This window comes from Pseudomonas sp. 10(2024), assembly GCF_045164175.1.
GTDB classification, from domain to species: Bacteria; Pseudomonadota; Gammaproteobacteria; order Pseudomonadales; family Pseudomonadaceae; genus Aquipseudomonas; species Aquipseudomonas alloputida.
In genome coordinates this window covers 2,020,975-2,037,754 of sequence record NZ_CP174006.1, presented here as the reverse complement: position 1 = coordinate 2,037,754, position 16,780 = coordinate 2,020,975, and the positions used below count along the sequence as shown (strand labels likewise).

General features: G+C 59.1%; 14 protein-coding genes. All 14 read left to right on the top strand.

The window, feature by feature from the left end:
- Positions 1-62: 62 nt before the first annotated feature.
- The 14 genes from tssB (at position 63) to ACI7M0_RS09110 (ending at position 16,778) form a co-directional block, all read left to right on the top strand.
- Positions 63-566, top strand: coding sequence for a type VI secretion system contractile sheath small subunit (tssB, locus tag ACI7M0_RS09175; protein ID WP_129933774.1), 504 nt, complete (start codon positions 63-65; stop codon positions 564-566).
- A gap of 17 nt (positions 567-583) precedes the next feature.
- On the top strand, positions 584-2,071 hold the full coding sequence (gene tssC / locus ACI7M0_RS09170; RefSeq protein ID WP_104886372.1) for a type VI secretion system contractile sheath large subunit: 1,488 nt from the start codon (positions 584-586) through the stop codon (positions 2,069-2,071).
- Positions 2,068-2,478 (top strand): type VI secretion system baseplate subunit TssE, encoded by a 411-nt coding sequence (gene tssE / locus ACI7M0_RS09165; RefSeq protein ID WP_121783149.1) that lies wholly within the window; start codon positions 2,068-2,070, stop codon positions 2,476-2,478. The genes tssC and tssE overlap by 4 nt, the downstream gene beginning before the upstream one ends.
- 3 nt (positions 2,479-2,481) lie before the next feature.
- Positions 2,482-4,248, top strand: coding sequence for a type VI secretion system baseplate subunit TssF (gene tssF, locus ACI7M0_RS09160; RefSeq protein WP_129933773.1), 1,767 nt, complete (start codon positions 2,482-2,484; stop codon positions 4,246-4,248).
- A complete protein-coding gene (gene tssG, locus ACI7M0_RS09155; RefSeq protein WP_129933772.1) occupies positions 4,212-5,228 on the top strand; it encodes a type VI secretion system baseplate subunit TssG in 1,017 nt (338 codons plus the stop codon). Before tssF ends, tssG begins: the two co-directional genes overlap by 37 nt.
- A complete protein-coding gene (locus ACI7M0_RS09150; protein ID WP_129933771.1) occupies positions 5,225-5,437 on the top strand; it encodes a hypothetical protein in 213 nt (70 codons plus the stop codon). Before tssG ends, ACI7M0_RS09150 begins: the two co-directional genes overlap by 4 nt.
- Positions 5,434-6,231 (top strand): type VI secretion system lipoprotein TssJ, encoded by a 798-nt coding sequence (gene tssJ / locus ACI7M0_RS09145; RefSeq protein WP_129933770.1) that lies wholly within the window; start codon positions 5,434-5,436, stop codon positions 6,229-6,231. Before ACI7M0_RS09150 ends, tssJ begins: the two co-directional genes overlap by 4 nt.
- Positions 6,232-6,280: 49 nt before the next feature.
- Positions 6,281-7,618, top strand: coding sequence for a type VI secretion system baseplate subunit TssK (gene tssK, locus ACI7M0_RS09140; RefSeq protein WP_129933769.1), 1,338 nt, complete (start codon positions 6,281-6,283; stop codon positions 7,616-7,618).
- Between the two features lies 1 nt (position 7,619).
- Positions 7,620-8,495, top strand: coding sequence for a type IVB secretion system protein IcmH/DotU (gene icmH, locus ACI7M0_RS09135; protein ID WP_104886379.1), 876 nt, complete (start codon positions 7,620-7,622; stop codon positions 8,493-8,495).
- 133 nt (positions 8,496-8,628) lie between these two features.
- Positions 8,629-9,144, top strand: coding sequence for an Hcp family type VI secretion system effector (locus tag ACI7M0_RS09130; protein ID WP_010954872.1), 516 nt, complete (start codon positions 8,629-8,631; stop codon positions 9,142-9,144).
- A 74-nt stretch (positions 9,145-9,218) separates the two neighbouring features.
- Positions 9,219-11,204, top strand: a complete 1,986-nt coding sequence (locus ACI7M0_RS09125) for a type VI secretion system Vgr family protein (RefSeq protein WP_405314577.1) — start codon at positions 9,219-9,221, stop codon at positions 11,202-11,204.
- Between the two features lie 47 nt (positions 11,205-11,251).
- On the top strand, positions 11,252-11,683 hold the full coding sequence (locus tag ACI7M0_RS09120) for a DcrB-related protein (RefSeq protein ID WP_129934019.1): 432 nt from the start codon (positions 11,252-11,254) through the stop codon (positions 11,681-11,683).
- A 53-nt stretch (positions 11,684-11,736) separates the two neighbouring features.
- On the top strand, positions 11,737-16,353 hold the full coding sequence (locus ACI7M0_RS09115; RefSeq protein WP_405314576.1) for an RHS repeat-associated core domain-containing protein: 4,617 nt from the start codon (positions 11,737-11,739) through the stop codon (positions 16,351-16,353).
- Positions 16,353-16,778, top strand: coding sequence for an SMI1/KNR4 family protein (locus ACI7M0_RS09110; protein WP_129933884.1), 426 nt, complete (start codon positions 16,353-16,355; stop codon positions 16,776-16,778). The genes ACI7M0_RS09115 and ACI7M0_RS09110 overlap by 1 nt, the downstream gene beginning before the upstream one ends.
- The last annotated feature ends 2 nt before the right edge of the window (positions 16,779-16,780 follow it).

Sequence of the window (16,780 nt, the reverse complement as noted above, 5' to 3'; positions counted from 1 at the left end):
CGCAAGCTTACTTGTAGGAAGCGTCCTACATATAAACCCCACACTAAAAAAGATATATAACCATGACTAAATCCTCCGGCTCCGTTGCACCCAAAGAACGCATCAACATCAAATATGTGCCCGCCACCGGTGACGAGCAGGCCGAGGTAGAGCTGCCGCACAAGATGATGGTGCTGGGTGACTTCGGCCTCGACGACAGCCGCTCCCTCGAAGACCGTCAGGTCATGCGCATCGATAAACACACCTTCAACAACGTGTTGAACGACGCCAATGTGAGCCTGGCCATGTCGGTGCCCTCCGCGCTTGGCGCTACTCCGGATGCAGAGCTGGCAGTCAACCTGCATTTCAAGTCCATCCAGGACTTCGGCCCAGACCGCATCGCACGCCAGGTGCCCGAGCTGAACAAGCTGCTGCAGCTGCGTGAAGCGCTGGTCGCCCTGAAAGGCCCGCTGGGCAACGTGCCCACCTTCCGCAAACAGCTGCAGCAGCTTCTGAACGACGCGCATGCCCGCAAGCAACTCGCGCAAGAACTGGACCTGGTGCTTGAAGCGCCAAAAGCCGACTGAGACAACGGAGCGTCCCCATGCCAAAGCCAAGCACAACTGTCACTGTTGAAACACAGGCCGAAACACTGAGCAATGCCACCTTGCTCGACCAGATCATGGCAGAGACCAAGTTGGTTCCCACACAAGAGGGTTACCAAGTGGCCAGGCAGGGTGTATCCGCCTTCATTGCCGAAATTCTGAAAAGTCATGACCCAGATCAATTGATCAACAAACACCGCGTCGACCAGATGATTGCCGAGCTGGATCGGGTCCTCAGCAAGCAGATGGATGCCATTCTGCATGAACCCGCGTTCCAGCAACTTGAATCCGCGTGGCGAAGCCTCAAACTTCTGGTCGACCGTACGGACTTTCGCGAGAACATCAAGCTCGAAGTCTTGCACGTCAGCAAGGAAGACCTGCTCGATGACTTCGAGAACGCCGCCGACATTACCTGCAGTGGTATTTATAAACACGTCTATACCGCCGGCTACGGCCAGTTCGGTGGCGAGCCGGTCGCGGCAATGGTTGGCAACTACAACTTCGGCCCCTCTTCGCCTGATATCAAACTGTTGAGCTACATGGCGTCCGTCGGTGCCATGTCGCATGCGCCCTTCATTGCGGCACCCTCCCCGGAGTTCTTCAACCTGAGCAGCTTCGAAGCGCTACCCAATCTGAAAGAAATCAAAGACATCTTCGCCGGCCCACGGCATGCCAAGTGGCGCGCGTTCCGCGAGAGCGAAGATGCCCGCCACATCGCGCTGACCGGGCCGCGCTTCATGCTGCGCTCCGCCTACCATCACCAGGACCAGCCGATCAGCAGCTTCAATTACGATGAGAACATCAACGGCCGGCACGACAATTACCTGTGGGGCAGCTCAGCCTTCCTGTTGGCCAGCTGCATCAACGACAGCTTTGCCCGCTACCGCTGGTGCCCCAACATCATCGGCCCGCAATCGGGTGGTGCCGTCGAAGGCCTGCCGGTACATCTGTACGAATCGCTGGGCCAACTGCAGGCCAAGATTCCTACCGAGGTACTGATTTCCGACCGCAAGGAATTCGAGCTGGCCGAAGAGGGCTTTATCGCCCTGACCATGCGCAAGGACAGCGACAACGCCGCGTTCTTCTCAGCCAACTCGGTGCAAAAGCCGAAAAACTTCCCCAAGACACCCGAAGGCCTGCAGGCACAGACCAACTACAAGCTCGGCACCCAACTGCCCTACCTGTTCATCGTCAATCGCCTGGCCCACTACATCAAGGTGTTGCAGCGCGAGCAGATCGGCAGCTGGAAGGAGCGACGGGACCTTGAGTCCGAACTCAACAAATGGATCAAGCAATACGTCGCCGACCAGGAAAACCCTTCGGCCGATGTGCGCAGCCGTCGGCCGTTGCGTGCTGCCAGGGTCGAGGTCTCGGACGTGGCGGGTGATCCGGGCTGGTACCAGGTCTCGCTCGCCGTGCGCCCGCACTTCAAGTACATGGGCGCGAACTTCGAAATTTCCCTGGTAGGCCGGCTCGACACGCAATGAGTGGTTTCTTCGATCGCTTGATGGCGGACCCGTCCGCCATCCGGGAGCCGTCTCGCCAGGAAAGCGCTTCGCACAAGTTCGCGGCCATCAAGCGCCACCTCGAAACGTTGCTGAACGCTCGCCAAGGCTGCTCCCAGAGCAGCCCCGAGCTTGGCCTGCGCGACTTCAACGGGCATGACGTCAGCAGTGGCGACCTGCTGCAGCAAGTGAGCGCCGATATCCGCCGCACCCTCCAGCGCTTTGAACCGCGCATCCACGTGCGCGCGCTCAAAGCGGTACCGGATTGTCACGCCCCGTTGGAACTGCATTTCAGGCTCGACTGCCAGGTGCAGGTCAACAACCAGGCAGAGCAGTTGCAGCTGGAGCTGCTGGTAAACGGACACAACCGCTACACCCGAGTGAGGTGACCCATGTCACTGAAGGACAGATTCAGCGAAGAACTGCGTTACCTGCACGAGTTGGGAAACGACTTCGCCAAGGACAACCCTCAGCTTGCCCGGCTGCTAGGCAAGGCGGGCAGCGACCCTGATGTCGAGCGGTTGATGGAAGCCTTTGCGTTTCTAACGGCCAAGCTTCGGCTGAAGCTGGAAGATGACCTGCCAGAACTCACCCACCCCATGCTGCAGATACTGTGGCCCAACTACCTGCGGCCACTGCCCAGCGCGACGATCATCCAGTTCTCGCCACGCAAACAATCGCTCAGCCAGTCACAGCACATTCTCAAAGGTGCAAGATTGTTCTCGAAACCCGTGGACGGCGTGCCCTGCGAGTTTCGTACCTGCACGGGAGTGAGCCTTCATCCGGTCGAAATCAGCGCCGTCAGCGCAACCCAGACACTCGACAGCTCTGTGGTTCGCATCGGCCTGCAAACCTTGGTCGAACGGCCACTGAATACGTTGGGCTGCGCCCGTCTGGATTTCCACCTGAGCGGCGACAACCGCACCGCTCTGACGCTTTATCTATGGATTGCTCAATACCTCAAACACGTCAGCGTGATCATGGACGGCGAGGTGCGCCGGCTACCGGCCAACAGCATCGCGTTCCCGGGTTTCAGCCCTGAGGAGGCCTTGCTGCCCTACCCGCGGAACGTGTTCGATGGCTACCGGATCCTGCAGGAATACTTCGTGTTCCCGAAGCGCTTCCACTTCTTCAGCATTACCGGCCTGGAAAAGCTGTGGCCGGCGCAAGCCTGCCAGCAGGTGGGCATCGAGTTCCACTTCACGCGTCAACTGCCAGAACCCCTTCGCGTTGGCACAGAAGATTTCAGCCTGTTCTGCACCCCGGCTGTCAACCTGTTCAAGCACAGTGCCGAGCCCATCGACCTGGCCAGCGAGGCTGCCCAGGTCGAGCTCAAGCCCAGAAGCGAGGAGCAGTCCGCTTACGAAATCTTCAGTGTCGATGAAGTCATCAGCACCCGAACGACCACTGACGGAAGCACCGGCGAGCACCTGCGGACTTTTCGCCCTTTCGAGTCGTTCGCCCACGAAATCGAGCATGTCCAAGGCCGCACGGCGCTGTACTACCGCTACCAACTCGAAGAGTCCCTGCGCGGCGATGGCGTGACCCACCGCATCGCCTTCGTGCGCGCCGATGCCAACAGCTATATAGGCGAGCTTGAAACTGCATCCATCGACCTGACCTGCACCAACAGGGACTTGCCGCTGGCGCTGGGCGTGGATGACATCAACGTCCTCACCGAAGTCACGCCGCCCCTGGCGACCTATACCAACATCTGCGCCCCCACCCGCCCCTACCGGCCCGTGCTGGATGGCCAGTTGCAGTGGGCGTTGATCTCCAACATGTCGCTCAACTACCTGTCGCTGTTGTCGGTCGAGCCGCTCAAGGCGGTGATTCGCACCTACGACTTCGCGGCGTTGCACGACATCCAGCAAGCGCGCACCACCGGCAAACGCCTCGACGGTATCCGCGAACTCCACACGCAGCCCATGGACTGGCTGATCAAGGGGCAACCCATACGAGGCCTGCACACCCAACTGAAGCTGGACCAGGCGGCCTTCCTCTGCGAAGGCGACCTCTACCTGTTCGGCTGCGTGCTCGCGCACTTCTTCGCCCTGTACGCCAGCATCAATTCCTTCCATCAACTGGAAGTGATCAACACCACCAACAACGAGCACTACACATGGCCCATCCAGACCGGCAAGCAACCGCTGATCTAGCCGACAAGCTGCTCGCCAATGCGCACCAGTACAACTTCTTCCAGTTGCTGGAGCGGTTGCATGGCCTGCACGGGGACGACCTGGAACCGCGTTGGGCGGATGAGGCCACCCGGCTGCGCGTGCGGCTGGCCAGCGACCCGCGCCTGACCTTTCCCGTCTCTGATGTGTACAAGGCCGAGCGGATGCCCGGGGAGGATGAGCGCTATCGCGTGTGCACCACGTTCATGGGGCTGCACGGTACCGACTCGCCCTTGCCCACCTATTACCTGGAACAGGTGGCCTATGAACATGCCCAGGGTGTAGGCGTGCGGCCGGCCTTCTTCGACTTCTTCAACCATTACCTGCTCAGCCTGCTGCACCGGATCTGGCGCAAGTACCGCTATTACATCCGTTTTCAACCCGGTGCGCGGGACGGGTTCTCCCAGTACATGTTCGCCCTGCTCGGGCTGAACGACAAACAGCTGCGCGGCGACACGACACTGCCCTGGAGCCGCCTGCTCAGCTTTGCCGGGGTTATCGCCAGCCGCAGCCGCGCACCGGGGACCGTCGCCGGCATCATCGCCCACTGCTTCGATCTGACGCACGTGCAGATCCGCGAATTCGAGACGCGCACGGTCACCACCAACAGCAAACAGCTTGTAAGCCTCGGGCGCAGCAACGGCGAGCTTGGCAGCACGTTCATGGTCGGCAGCCGCACCCGTACCCGTAGCAGCAAGTTCACCATCCTCATCAGCGAACTCGACCAGGCGCAGCTGCATGACTTGCTGCCCAGCGGCATCAACTTCGGTCGCTTGCGCGCCTTGATTGATTTTCTGCTGCGCGATGGCCTGGCGTATGACCTGGAGCTGCGCCTGAAAAAGAACGCACTGTCGCCGTTCTGCCTGCACCGCAGCAAAGGCGCTTACCTGGGCTGGACCAGCTTCGTCGATGACCACGATGGCCAGATCAGTCCCGTTGTCCGCTTTCGGGGGCGCTCATGAGCACATTGACCTTGCGCATCATCAATCTCGACCAGGTGCAGCATACCGTCACCCTGCGTCATCGGTTTGATCGCACGGGCGGCACCATCGGCAGCGACGGGGCCGATTGGGTGATCAAAGACCCCATGGCGGCGTTCAAGGCGCTGGCTGAGGCGGCGCCATCAACCACGGCCCCGCTGCAACAGCTGACGGCGGGAGAGCGCCCATGAGCCGCCTGGCTTTCTTGATGGCGTCTCTGCTGATCGTGCTGGTCGGGCTGCCAGGTTGCACGTCCTTGAGCAGAGCCACCAAGGTGGTGCTGGATCACTCGTTACCGATCGGGCCGCCCAAGGACGACCCCACCCAAGTCGCGTTCAGCATCAACGTCAGCCCAACGCTCAACAGCAACCCGAACAGTGTCGACGTGGCGACCATCCCTGAGAGCATCCTGGAACCCAGCCCCTACGCAGTCACCTTGAGCGCCGGCGATCCGCACGCACTGACCGACAAAGTCGGGACCTTGCTCGCATACCTGCAAGCGCAATTCCCCGCGATGTCCCGCGTGGAAACCGGCGAAGAGGACCAAAGCGAATGGGCTCGCTCCCCGATGGAAGAAAGCTCGCCCGGCAGCTATGACGACCCCACGGTGGTGCTCACGCTGCCGAGCAGCAAGGCCGAAGCCAGCGGGCCTGTCGCCACACCGATTGCCATCAAGATCCTGCAACTGCGCGATGACTCGCTGCTGCGCAACAGCGTGTACCAACTGCTGGACGATGACCCCGCCAAGGCACTGCGCAGTACCTACATCCGCGATGACGATTACCTGCTGAACCCAGGCCAGTTCAAGTTCATACCGTTTCAGCCCATCGAGCCCGAGACCCGCTTCGTCGCGGTGATCGGCGACTACAGAAACCAGGAGAACGCGACCTGGCAGCACGTGTTGCGGATTCCGCCACGCGGCCACCAGATCATTCTCTCAGTGCTGGTCAATGACGCGCAGATCCTGCTCAAGGAGGAGGAATGACAGCGCCTCTGCACCCTATCCCCCTTACTCACGCTGACACGGAGCGCTCATGAGTTCACGTAACCCCGTTCTGTGGCCCGAAGGCCTGTTCGTCAAACCGCAACATTTCCAACAAGCTGCGCGGGCCAGTGAAGCGGCCTTGCATCAACGCCTTGGCAGCCTAAACGCGGCCTTCTACGGCTTCAGCGAACTGCAGCTGAGCACCGAATACCTGAGCCTGGGCAAGGTCGCCATCACCAAGGCGCGCGGCATCATGCCCGATGGCACGGTGTTCGATATTCCCGCCGATCTGCCTCCGCCGCCACCCCTGGAAATCGAGGACGACGGTTCGAAAGACAGCGAGATTTTCCTGTGCTTGCCGCTGCGGACCGAGGGCGGCCGTGAAGTGAGCTGGCCCGACAATGCCGCCAACTTCCGCTACAACGCTCAGGCAGAGGAGATCAAGGATACCCACAGCGCCGACGGTGACCTGGTGCAGGTCGACCTGGCCGTGCCCAACCTGCAGCTCAAACGTAAAGCCGATGACAGCAGTGCCTACACCCGCCTGGCCGTGGCTCGTATCCTGGAACGGCGCCCCGACGGTAGCCTGCAGTTGGATGAAACGTTCTACCCCACCAGCGTTTCGGTGCGGGCAGTGCCGGCCCTTCAGCGTTTTCTTGAAGAAATCACCAACACCCTGCGCGAGCGTGCGCGCAATCTTGCCGCCCGCATTGGCGCTTCGGGCCAGTCGGGTATCGCCGACATCCGTGACTTCAACCTGCTGCAGGCCATGAACCGCTGGTGGCCGTGCTTCAACCACCTGGCCAGGCAAGGACAAACACACCCCGAGCAGTTGTACCTGTCCATGAGCCAGGCGTGTGGTGAATTCGTCACCTTCACCGACGAGAACCGGCTGCCGCAGGAATACCCGGCCTACCACCACACCGCACTGCGTACCTCGTTCAAGCCCCTGGAGGACACGCTCCGTCGAGCCCTGAGCACGGTCCTGCAACCCCGCGCCGTGTCACTGCCGCTGGAAACCCTGGACTTTGGCGTGATGACAACCACGCTGGAAGACCGGCGCCTGATCGACGAAGCCGATTTCATCATCGCCGTGCGCGCCGACCTGCCGCCGCAGACGTTGCGCCAGATGTTCATACAGAAAGCCAAGGTCACCTCACTCGAATCCTTGAATGACCTGGTGCCGTTGCAACTGCCGGGCATCCCGCTGCTGCCCCTGCCGGTTGCACCACGCGACCTGCCCTTCCATGCGGGCTTCAGCTACTTCGAACTGGATCGCCGTGACCCCGCCTGGGCCTGCATGAAGACGGCCAACGGCTTCGGCTTCCACGTTGCAGGTGAGTTCCCAAGGCTTGAACTGCAGTTCTGGGCGATCAGGGGTGAATGATATGGAAAACAGTAACCCTACCCTCAACGACGCGAAGCACGTTGCGGATACGGATTTGCACTCGATGCTTGAGAAGTCGCTGCCCAACGACGCACCCGCACCCGCACCTGCAGCTTCCACTGCATCTGCACAGGAGCAGAAGCCGGAACCTGCATATCAGGGCTACCCCGCGGATCCCGAGTTTCAGCTCAGGGGTGGCTGCGCCAATCTCATGCTGGATGCCGCAGCGCCCTTGTTCGGGCTGGTCATGCGCCTGCGCACGCTTGATGAACTGCCCAACATCAAAGATGTGCATCAGCAAGTACGTATTCAGATCGACAGCATCCGGGAAGAAATACGCCAGCACGGCTATGAGCCCGCTCAGTTGCTGGCGTACTCCTACGGCCTGTGCCTGTACATCGATGAAGCGGTGATGGATCGGCCCTGGGGCAAAAGCAGTTGCTGGAGCCACGAGCCGCTGCTCAGCATCTTCCACGACGAGACCTGGGGCGGGGAAAAATTCTTCACCGTGCTTTCCCGCCTGATGCAGGAGCCCAAGCGCTATCAGGACGTGCTGGAGTTCATGTACTTCGCCCTGTGCCTGGGCTTGAAGGGCAAGTACGCCATCGCCCCCAAGGGCGAAGAGTCACTTAACGCCCTGATCCACCAGCTCCACGGGATCATCCGTGAGCTGCGCGGCCCTACGCCAGAAGAGGTCTGCGACCCCTACACCAACGTCGCCCCAAAGAACTTCCGCATGAGCCGGATATGGCCGTGGTGGAGCCCGTTGGTCATCTCCGCCATCGCCATGGCGGTGGCCTACGGGATCTACAGCTACCGCCTGCACCTGATCACAACCGAGGTGCTGGAGTCGCTGAACGGCATTTTGCAGCAATAGCCAACCGTGACACAGCACCACTGAGTTCAACGAATTCGCGAGGTTTTTGCCTCGCTGACAAGCCCATCGTTTCCGATGGCCACGCCACCTGTGGTGCGCGTGCTTTACCCACATGGACGCAGGAGTAACTGCCATGCCAACACCCGCTTACATCAAGATCGTAGGCCAGACCCAAGGCAACATCACCGCTGGCGCCTTCACCGCTGACTCCGTCGGCAACGTGTTCCAACAAGGCCATGAAGATCAGATTCTGGTTCAGGAAATCAAGCATGAGGTGACTACGCCCACTGACCCCCAGAGCGGTCAACCGAGTGGCCAGCGCGTGCATAAGCCTTTCATATTCACCAGTTCACTGAACAAAGCTACCCCCCTGATGTATCAGGCACTTGCCACCGGCGAAATGCTGCCAACGGTCGAGGTCAGCTGGTATCGCACCTCGTCGGAAGGCAAACAAGAGCACTTTTTCACCACCACGCTCGAAGACGCCACCATCGTCAGCATCAATACCGTGCTTCCCCACGCACTCGACAAAGACAATGAGAACTACACCCAACTGGTTGAAGTATCGCTGGCGTATCGAAAGATCACGTGGGCTCACGATGTAGCCAATACCGAAGGCTCTGACGACTGGCGCGCACCTGCCGCCTGACCTGTGCAAATGCCCCGGGCAGGCCATGCCCGCCCGGGCTTTGTGTTGATTCAGACGGCGGACAAGGATCTTTTATGCCTAGCCAATCTGATTTGCGCTACAGCTTTGAGGCACTCGTTGGCAAAGCTGAATTCGAGGTGGTGTCGTTCGAACTCCGAGAGGGCATCAGCGCCCCCTTTGAACTGGAGCTGAAACTGATCAGCTTCGAAAACGACATCGACTTCGGCCATTTGCTCGACAAGCCCGTGCTCTTCACCATCCTGGAGGGCGAACGCCCGGTACGGTACGTGCACGGCCTTGTCAGCCGTTTCAGCCAGGCTGAAAGCGGCTTCTACCGCACCTACTACCACGCGCTGGTCGAGCCCCAACTGGCACGGGCCAACCTGCGCTCGAACTGGCGCATCTTCCAGCACAAGACCGTTCCGCAAATTCTCGAGCTGATGCTCAAGCGCCAGGGCATCGACCAGTACGAACTGCGCGCCAGCATGGACCATCAGGTGCGCGAATTCTGCGTTCAGGCCGGTGAGACGGACCTCGACTTCATCGCCCGCCTCGCGGCCGAAGAAGGCTTCGTCTACCGCTTCGCGCACAGTGAAAAGCTGCACAAGCTGATCATCACCGATCGGCTGCAGTCCCTCGGCCTGATCAGCCATGGCGCCGTCAAGGCCGACGATGAAGACGAGGGCTTATTCGATGACGATGAGCCTATAGACCCTGACAGCGTGCTGTACCAAGCCAACAGCGGTGGCGATCAAGCCATGCCCTGCCTTCGCCGCTTGCGCTACAGCGAGCAGGTGCGCACCGCTCGACAGGTTCAGCGCGACCACACCTTCACCAACCCGGCCTACCGCCAGGAGCACAGAGCCGCCGGGCCCTTCCTGGAGCACCAGAGCAAAGAGTACGAATACTTCGATTACCCCGGCCGCTATAAACGCGATGCCGTGGGCAAGCCCTTCACTGAAAACCGTATCACAGCGCTGCGCCATGATGTGCGTATTGCCGAGGTCCAGGGCGATGACGTGCGCCTGCAACCGGGGCTCAGTTTCACCCTGACCGGTCACCCACGTGACGACCTCAATGTGCATTGGCGGGTGAACACGGTTACCCATAAAGGCCACCAGTTCACCAGCCTGCAGGAAGAAGCCGCCGACGTCGATGTAAGCACGCGCTACGAGCAGACCGCAGTGCTGGTCCCCGGTCGGACCGAATGGCGCCCTGCGCCATTGAAAAAACCGCGAATCGACGGGCCGCACATGGCCACCGTCGTCGGCCCGCCTGGCGAGGAAATCTACTGCGATGAATGGGGCCGGGTAAAAGTCAGTTTCCCCTGGGACCGCGAAAGCCAGAACAACGAGTTCAGTTCGTGCTGGCTGCGGGTGTCTCAAGGCTGGGCGGGGGGCAGCTGGGGCTCGATGGCTATTCCCCGGATCGGCCAGGACGTGATCATCCATTACGTCAACGGCGACCCCGACCAGCCGATGATCACCGGGCGCACTTACTGCGGTGACCAACTGCCGCCTTACGACCTGCCCGACCACAAAACACGCATGACCATCAAGAGCCAGACCCACAAGGGGGAAGGTTTCAACGAGCTGCGTTTCGAGGATGAGCTGGGCAAGGAGGAAGTGTTCATCCATGCCCAGAGAGATCAGAACACTTTGGTCAATCACAACCAGTCCCTCTCTGTGGGCGTCGATCGCACCCAACAGATTGGCCAGGACGAATCGATCGCCATTGGCCGCAATCGTCTGCGCGTCGTCAAGGCCAACGACACCTTGAAAGTGGGGGGTGGCAAAAACGACCTCATCGCAGGCGACTACGAGGTCGAAGCGGGCAACACGCTACGCCTCAAGTGCGGCAAGACCCTTATCGAAATGCATGCCAATGGCACGCTGAACATCACCTGCGAGACCTTCAACTTCACCGCACAGCAGACCGGGCAGATCAACACCCTGGCGGCAAAGCTCGACCTCAACCCAACGGGTAGTTCGGCGGGTGCGGGCGCGAACGGGCGCGACAGTGACTCACTCAAGGCTGACGTGGATGGGCATTTCGACTAGCGCTCGCCCAGCCACCCTGCACTGAACTCAAAAAGGACTTACCCAAGATGACCCGATACCTGACGCACGATGTAATCCTCAATCTGGGTGATGAAGCCCACGAGGACTCGACGCTGAACATGCTGCGCTTTCCCGACAGGCAAACCACGTTGGTGATCGCTCGCAGCCCTGTTGCAAACACCAAGACCCTGGATGAGGCCTTGGACGACCAACTGAACCTATTACGGAAGAAGTCAAAGGCGCTGACCATTACGCCCGCGAAAGTGACCCGCCTTGGAAGCAATGAGCATCCGGTCGACAGTCGGGAAATGGCAATCCAGTTCATGGTCGGCGACAAGCCCCACTACCAGCTTCAGGCGGCCTGCCTGATACCGGGGCAGCAACGGATGCTGGTGCTCAACTACAGCAAGCCAGGGCCTTTGAGTGACGACGATATCAGCCACTGGCGCGCCCTCAAAGACGAGCTCCGATTTGCCTGAGCCTCTCCACGCACCAGGACAAGGACTTTCGGATTGCTAGGAGCTTACCGCCAATGGCGCAGACCGTTCACGCCGCCCGAATGGGCGACGCAATTCTTCATCCATCGCTTGCCGCTGAAATGATCAGCGCAGTTGCCGAAGCCGTTATCTATGCAGCGGCCACCGCAGCCGTCGCAGCAGCCATCAGCTTGGCCGTGGTTGGCACCGTAGCCACTGGCGGTGCGGCTGGCGTCGCCATCGCCGCCGTCGCGGGTGTGGCAGTCGGCGCAATGAGCACCCTTTCCGTCGGCGAAGACCAGACTGTCGGCGATGCAATCTCCAGCTTTTGCGACAGCCTTGGCAACAGCGTGGACTCGCCCGATCCCTACGGAAAAATCGAGAGCGGGTCAACCAATGTGCTCATTAACAGTGAGCCCGCTGCGCGCGCGGCCGGCATCACTGGCCCACCTGGAGGCGGCGCAGCCGATACTGAACAAGAGGAACCGTCCATCCTGGAGAACGTCGGCTCCATGGCCATGGCTGCGGTGCCTTATCTCGTCCCGTTCGTGGGGCTGGGGATGGCCATACGTGACATCTTCAACCCGCCCGTGACCACACCGGCCGACCCAGGCTCGGAGTCCGCCGAAGGAGACAAGATCAGCTGTTCGCGCCACCCGCCCCTGCCCGACACCTTCATTGCGCAAGGCTCGGACAAGGTATTCATCAATGGCCAACCCGCAGCGCGTTCAGGTGACAAGACCACCTGCGATGCCACGATTGATGTGAATGAAAACGTATCGCCCAATGTGCGCATTGGTGGCGGTACGGCGACGGTCCGGGATATTCGCAACGGCAAGAGCAAGATTGCGATGTTTACCGGGATTATTGCGGGGATGCTTATCTCCCGAAGGTTTGGCCGCATCAAAGGGTGCACATTAGGCAACCCGGTTGCCGTTGCCACCGGGAGCAAGCTGCAGGAGGGTCCGGAGGACATCGATTTCAATCTCCCAGGCTTGCTGGGCATCCAATGGGCACGGCGCTACGACAGCAGGGACATGCGCAGCGACGGTCTACTGGGGATGGGTTGGAGCGTCCCCTATGAAGTGGAGCTGGCCCGCCTCCCACATCCTCAAGGCGGTACGCTGTGGATCTACATCGACAACGACGGTAACCGACTGGAACTGGGCCGGCTCAGTGCCGGTGATGCCTTCGTCAGTGCCGTGGACGGCTTGGCCTTCTTCCAGCTGGGGGACGGCCAGACCGTTGTCGAAGATATCAATGAAGGGCTTTATCGGGTCTTCAATACCGACCCGTTGAATCCGAAACGCTCACGGCTGATCAGGCTCGGCGACCGCAATCTCAATTGCCTCGACCTGCTGTACGACGAACAAGGGCGCCTGAAAGCCCTCTATGACAAGTACGGCCAAACGGTCGTGCAGCTTCACTATGCCGCCAGGTATCCCCAGCGTGTCAGTGAGGTATCACGGGTGTTCCTGAAAAATGGTGGAACACCGACGGTAGAACGCAGCGAACTGCTGGTCAGCTATCGCTACACCGACAACGGGCAACTGCATGAGGTATTGGATGCGACGGGTCAACGAGTCCGCCGCTTCACTTACACCCCCGAGGGCTATCTCAATAGCCATCAACTGGCTAGCGGTGCTGTCCGCGAATACGAATGGGCGCGCTTCGTCATTCCTGAAAAGCGCCCTGCCCCCAAGCGCCTAGACGGTACACCCTACCGCTTGCCTCCACTGCTGGAGCCCCATCCCGATCACGAGTGGCGGGTGATTCGCCACTGGGGCAGCGATGGTGAAGAGTACCGGTTCGAGTACAACCTGGAAGCCGGTGAAACCCTCGTCACGGACAACCTCGGCCGCCGTGATCACTATTACTGGGGGCCACTGTACGAGGTCTATAAGCACATCGACCCTCAGGGCAACTGCTGGCAGGTGGAAGTGATAGCCGGACAGCTGATCAAGCGCATCGACCCGCAAGGGGGTGAATGGCGCTACAGCTACGACGATATCGGCCGCCTGATCGAAACCCGCGATCCCCTCGGCCGCCGCGAACACATCAAATACTTGCGACATTGGGCACTGCCCGTCCAGGTCACCGATACAGCCGGACGGACTCGGCAATACGGCTACGACAGCCACGGCAATCTGCTCTGGCAGCAGGACCCGCTGGGGCGCGAGACACAGTACCAATACGACCCGGAAGGCCGTGTTACCCAGGTCACCGATGCCCTCGAAAAGAGCAAGTACCTGAGCTGGAACACGTGCGGTCAGTTGCTCAGCTACCGCGACTGCAGCAATGCCCAGACGCTGTATCACTACGACGCCCATGGCCGCTTGCGCGAAAGCATCAATGCCCGGGGTGAACACACCCACTTCCGCTACGACGCACGTGGCTATCTGGTCGAAAGCGAACGCCCGGACGGTCGCATTGACCGCTATGAGATTGATGTCGCGGGCCAGCTGACGCGCTACGTCGACCCTGCACTGAAAACCCTGCAATTTCGCTACGACCCCAGCGGCCGGTTGGTCGAGCGTACGGACGCCATGGGCTACAGCGTGAAATTCCGCTACGACGCCTATGGTCGGCTACTGCAACTTACCAACGAGAATGACGAGTCATACCGCTTCGGCTGGGACGAACTGGACCGGCTGGTGGCACAAAAAGACCTGGATGGCAGTGGCCGCCTCTATGCCTACAACGTGCTGGATGAGGTCATTCGTCTTACCCATGTGCCCTCGCCTGACGAGCAGCCACCCCTGTCCGACAACGCCCCACCGACACGGACGATTGCCATCCGCCATGACTTCGAGCGGGACGCCATCGGCCGGCTTGTCAGCAAGCGCACCGAAGATGGCACCACCGACTACCGCTACGACGCGGCCGACAATCTGCTGTCCATCACCTTCACAGACAATAAAGGAGAAAAACAGCAACTCGACTACACCTACGACGCCAACGGGCAACTGCTCAGCGAAACCAACAGCGCTGGCTTGCTGCAGTACCGCTACGACGAACTGGGCAACCTGCAGACGCTAGTCCTGCCCGACCAGCGCGAACTCAACCACCTGTACTACGGCAGCGGGCACCTCCATCAGATCAACCTGAACGGCCGGGTCATCAGTGATTTCGAGCGTGATGCGGTGCACGACGAGGTCCTGCGAACCCAAGGCAAACTGCTCACCCGAACGCGCTACGACACCAGCGGTCGCTTGGCCGGCAAGGCTATTCACTACCGCGATGCCCCCGTTGAGGTTCTGCCACTGCTGGACAAGGCCTATCGCTACGATGCCAGCGACAACCTGATTGCCGAGGTACTGACCCAGACCCAGCGCCGCGGGATGACCAACGCTGCCAATGACGAAAACGCGCATCTCGAACAGATCATCGGCCGCTTTCATGACCTACCCCACACGGGCAAGACCTATTCGGGACACAACCGTTACGGCTACGACCTCAACGAGCAACTGCAAACCGTTCAGCAGTCACGCCCCAACTGGCAAGCCACGCAGGTCGAGGATTTCAAGTACGACAAGGCCGGCAACCTGTTCGACGGCCCCAAGCTCAATGGCCTGATCAAGCACAACCGGGTGTTGGTGTATCAGGACAAGCGCTATCGCTACGACCGCTTTGGGCGGCTGTGCGAGAAGCGGATCGGCAGCAACTGGGTGCAGTATTTCGAGTATGACGCCGAGCAGCGGCTGGTTTGCGTGGAGCAGTACCGCAGTGGCGAGCTTGAGCGGGTGGTATTTGCCTATGATCCGTTGGGCAGGCGGATTAGCAAGGAGGTTTATCAGGGGGATTATCCAGAGCCGCGTCGGCGGGTGTTGTTTCACTGGCAAGGGTTGCGCTTGCTGCAAGAAGTGCAGAGTGGGCTGGCTAGCTTGTATGTGTATGCCACTCCGGATAGCTATGACCCGTTGGCGCGGGTTGACGGTAAACCTGGCAGCGAAGCAATTCACTATTTTCACACTAACTTGGCAGGCCTGCCAGAGCAGTTGACTGACTCTGATGGCAATGCAATCTGGCGCAGCGACTACCATGGATGGGGCAAAACCCGCAACGAGTGGCACGGCAGTCGGCAACCTCGAGAGCAAAACTTACGATATCAAGGGCAATACTATGACCGCGAAGTTGAAGCACACTACAATACAACAAGATTCTTTGACTTTGATATCGGACATTTTAATCAGCCAGACCCAATCGGACTGAATGGGGGGCTGAATTTATATAGCTTCGCTCCAAATTCAAACACTTGGATCGACCCGCTAGGGTTGACACCTGTTACATTTACAGACAGCAGGGGATTGAGCTTTGAAGTACATGGCTACAACAGTCTTAGTCACTTAAGCGACTCCCAGTTAAAGAAAATATTATTCCACAACGGCCCCAACTCTAAATTTTATGGATTAAGCCCGAAGGACAAGCATGGAAATGTGATAGATTTACATCACTACAAACAACGCACAGAAGGCCCTATTATTGCTATACCCCAAAAACACCACATCAAAAAATCTAAGGAGCTACACCCACACGGCAATAAAAAAGGGCACGGAATCAGTAATCGAGCAGAATTTAATTTTTGGAAAAGAGAGTTCTGGGCGAATCAAGCCTCTAACGAGTTGCAAAAAAGAATCGATGCGAAATCATCCTCGCCAACCAGGTGCCCATAATGAACAAAAGCCTTCAGAAAAGAATTGAAAAAATAGTGGAGAACGATAATGATCTACGCGGACGACCTGCGACCGACAACGAAATAAAAGGCGCAGAAATAAACTTAAATGTCACATTTGACACCCAGTACATTGATTTTATAAAAATTTTCGGCGGAGCATTTTGCGGCATTGCAATTCATGCCTTCGGTAACGGTGACATGATAGGTGACGAAACAGTAACAGAGTTAACTCAGCGTTTTCGAAAATACACCCCCAACCTTTCTAATGAGCTCATGAACTCATATGTAATATCGGACGACGGCGCAGGCAACCCAATATTGATCAGCCGAACCGGCCATATATTGATCTATTATCACGACAGTGGAGAAACGGAAGTTCTGCACAAGACATTCAACGACTTGTTAAACCAAGCATTATCATAGAA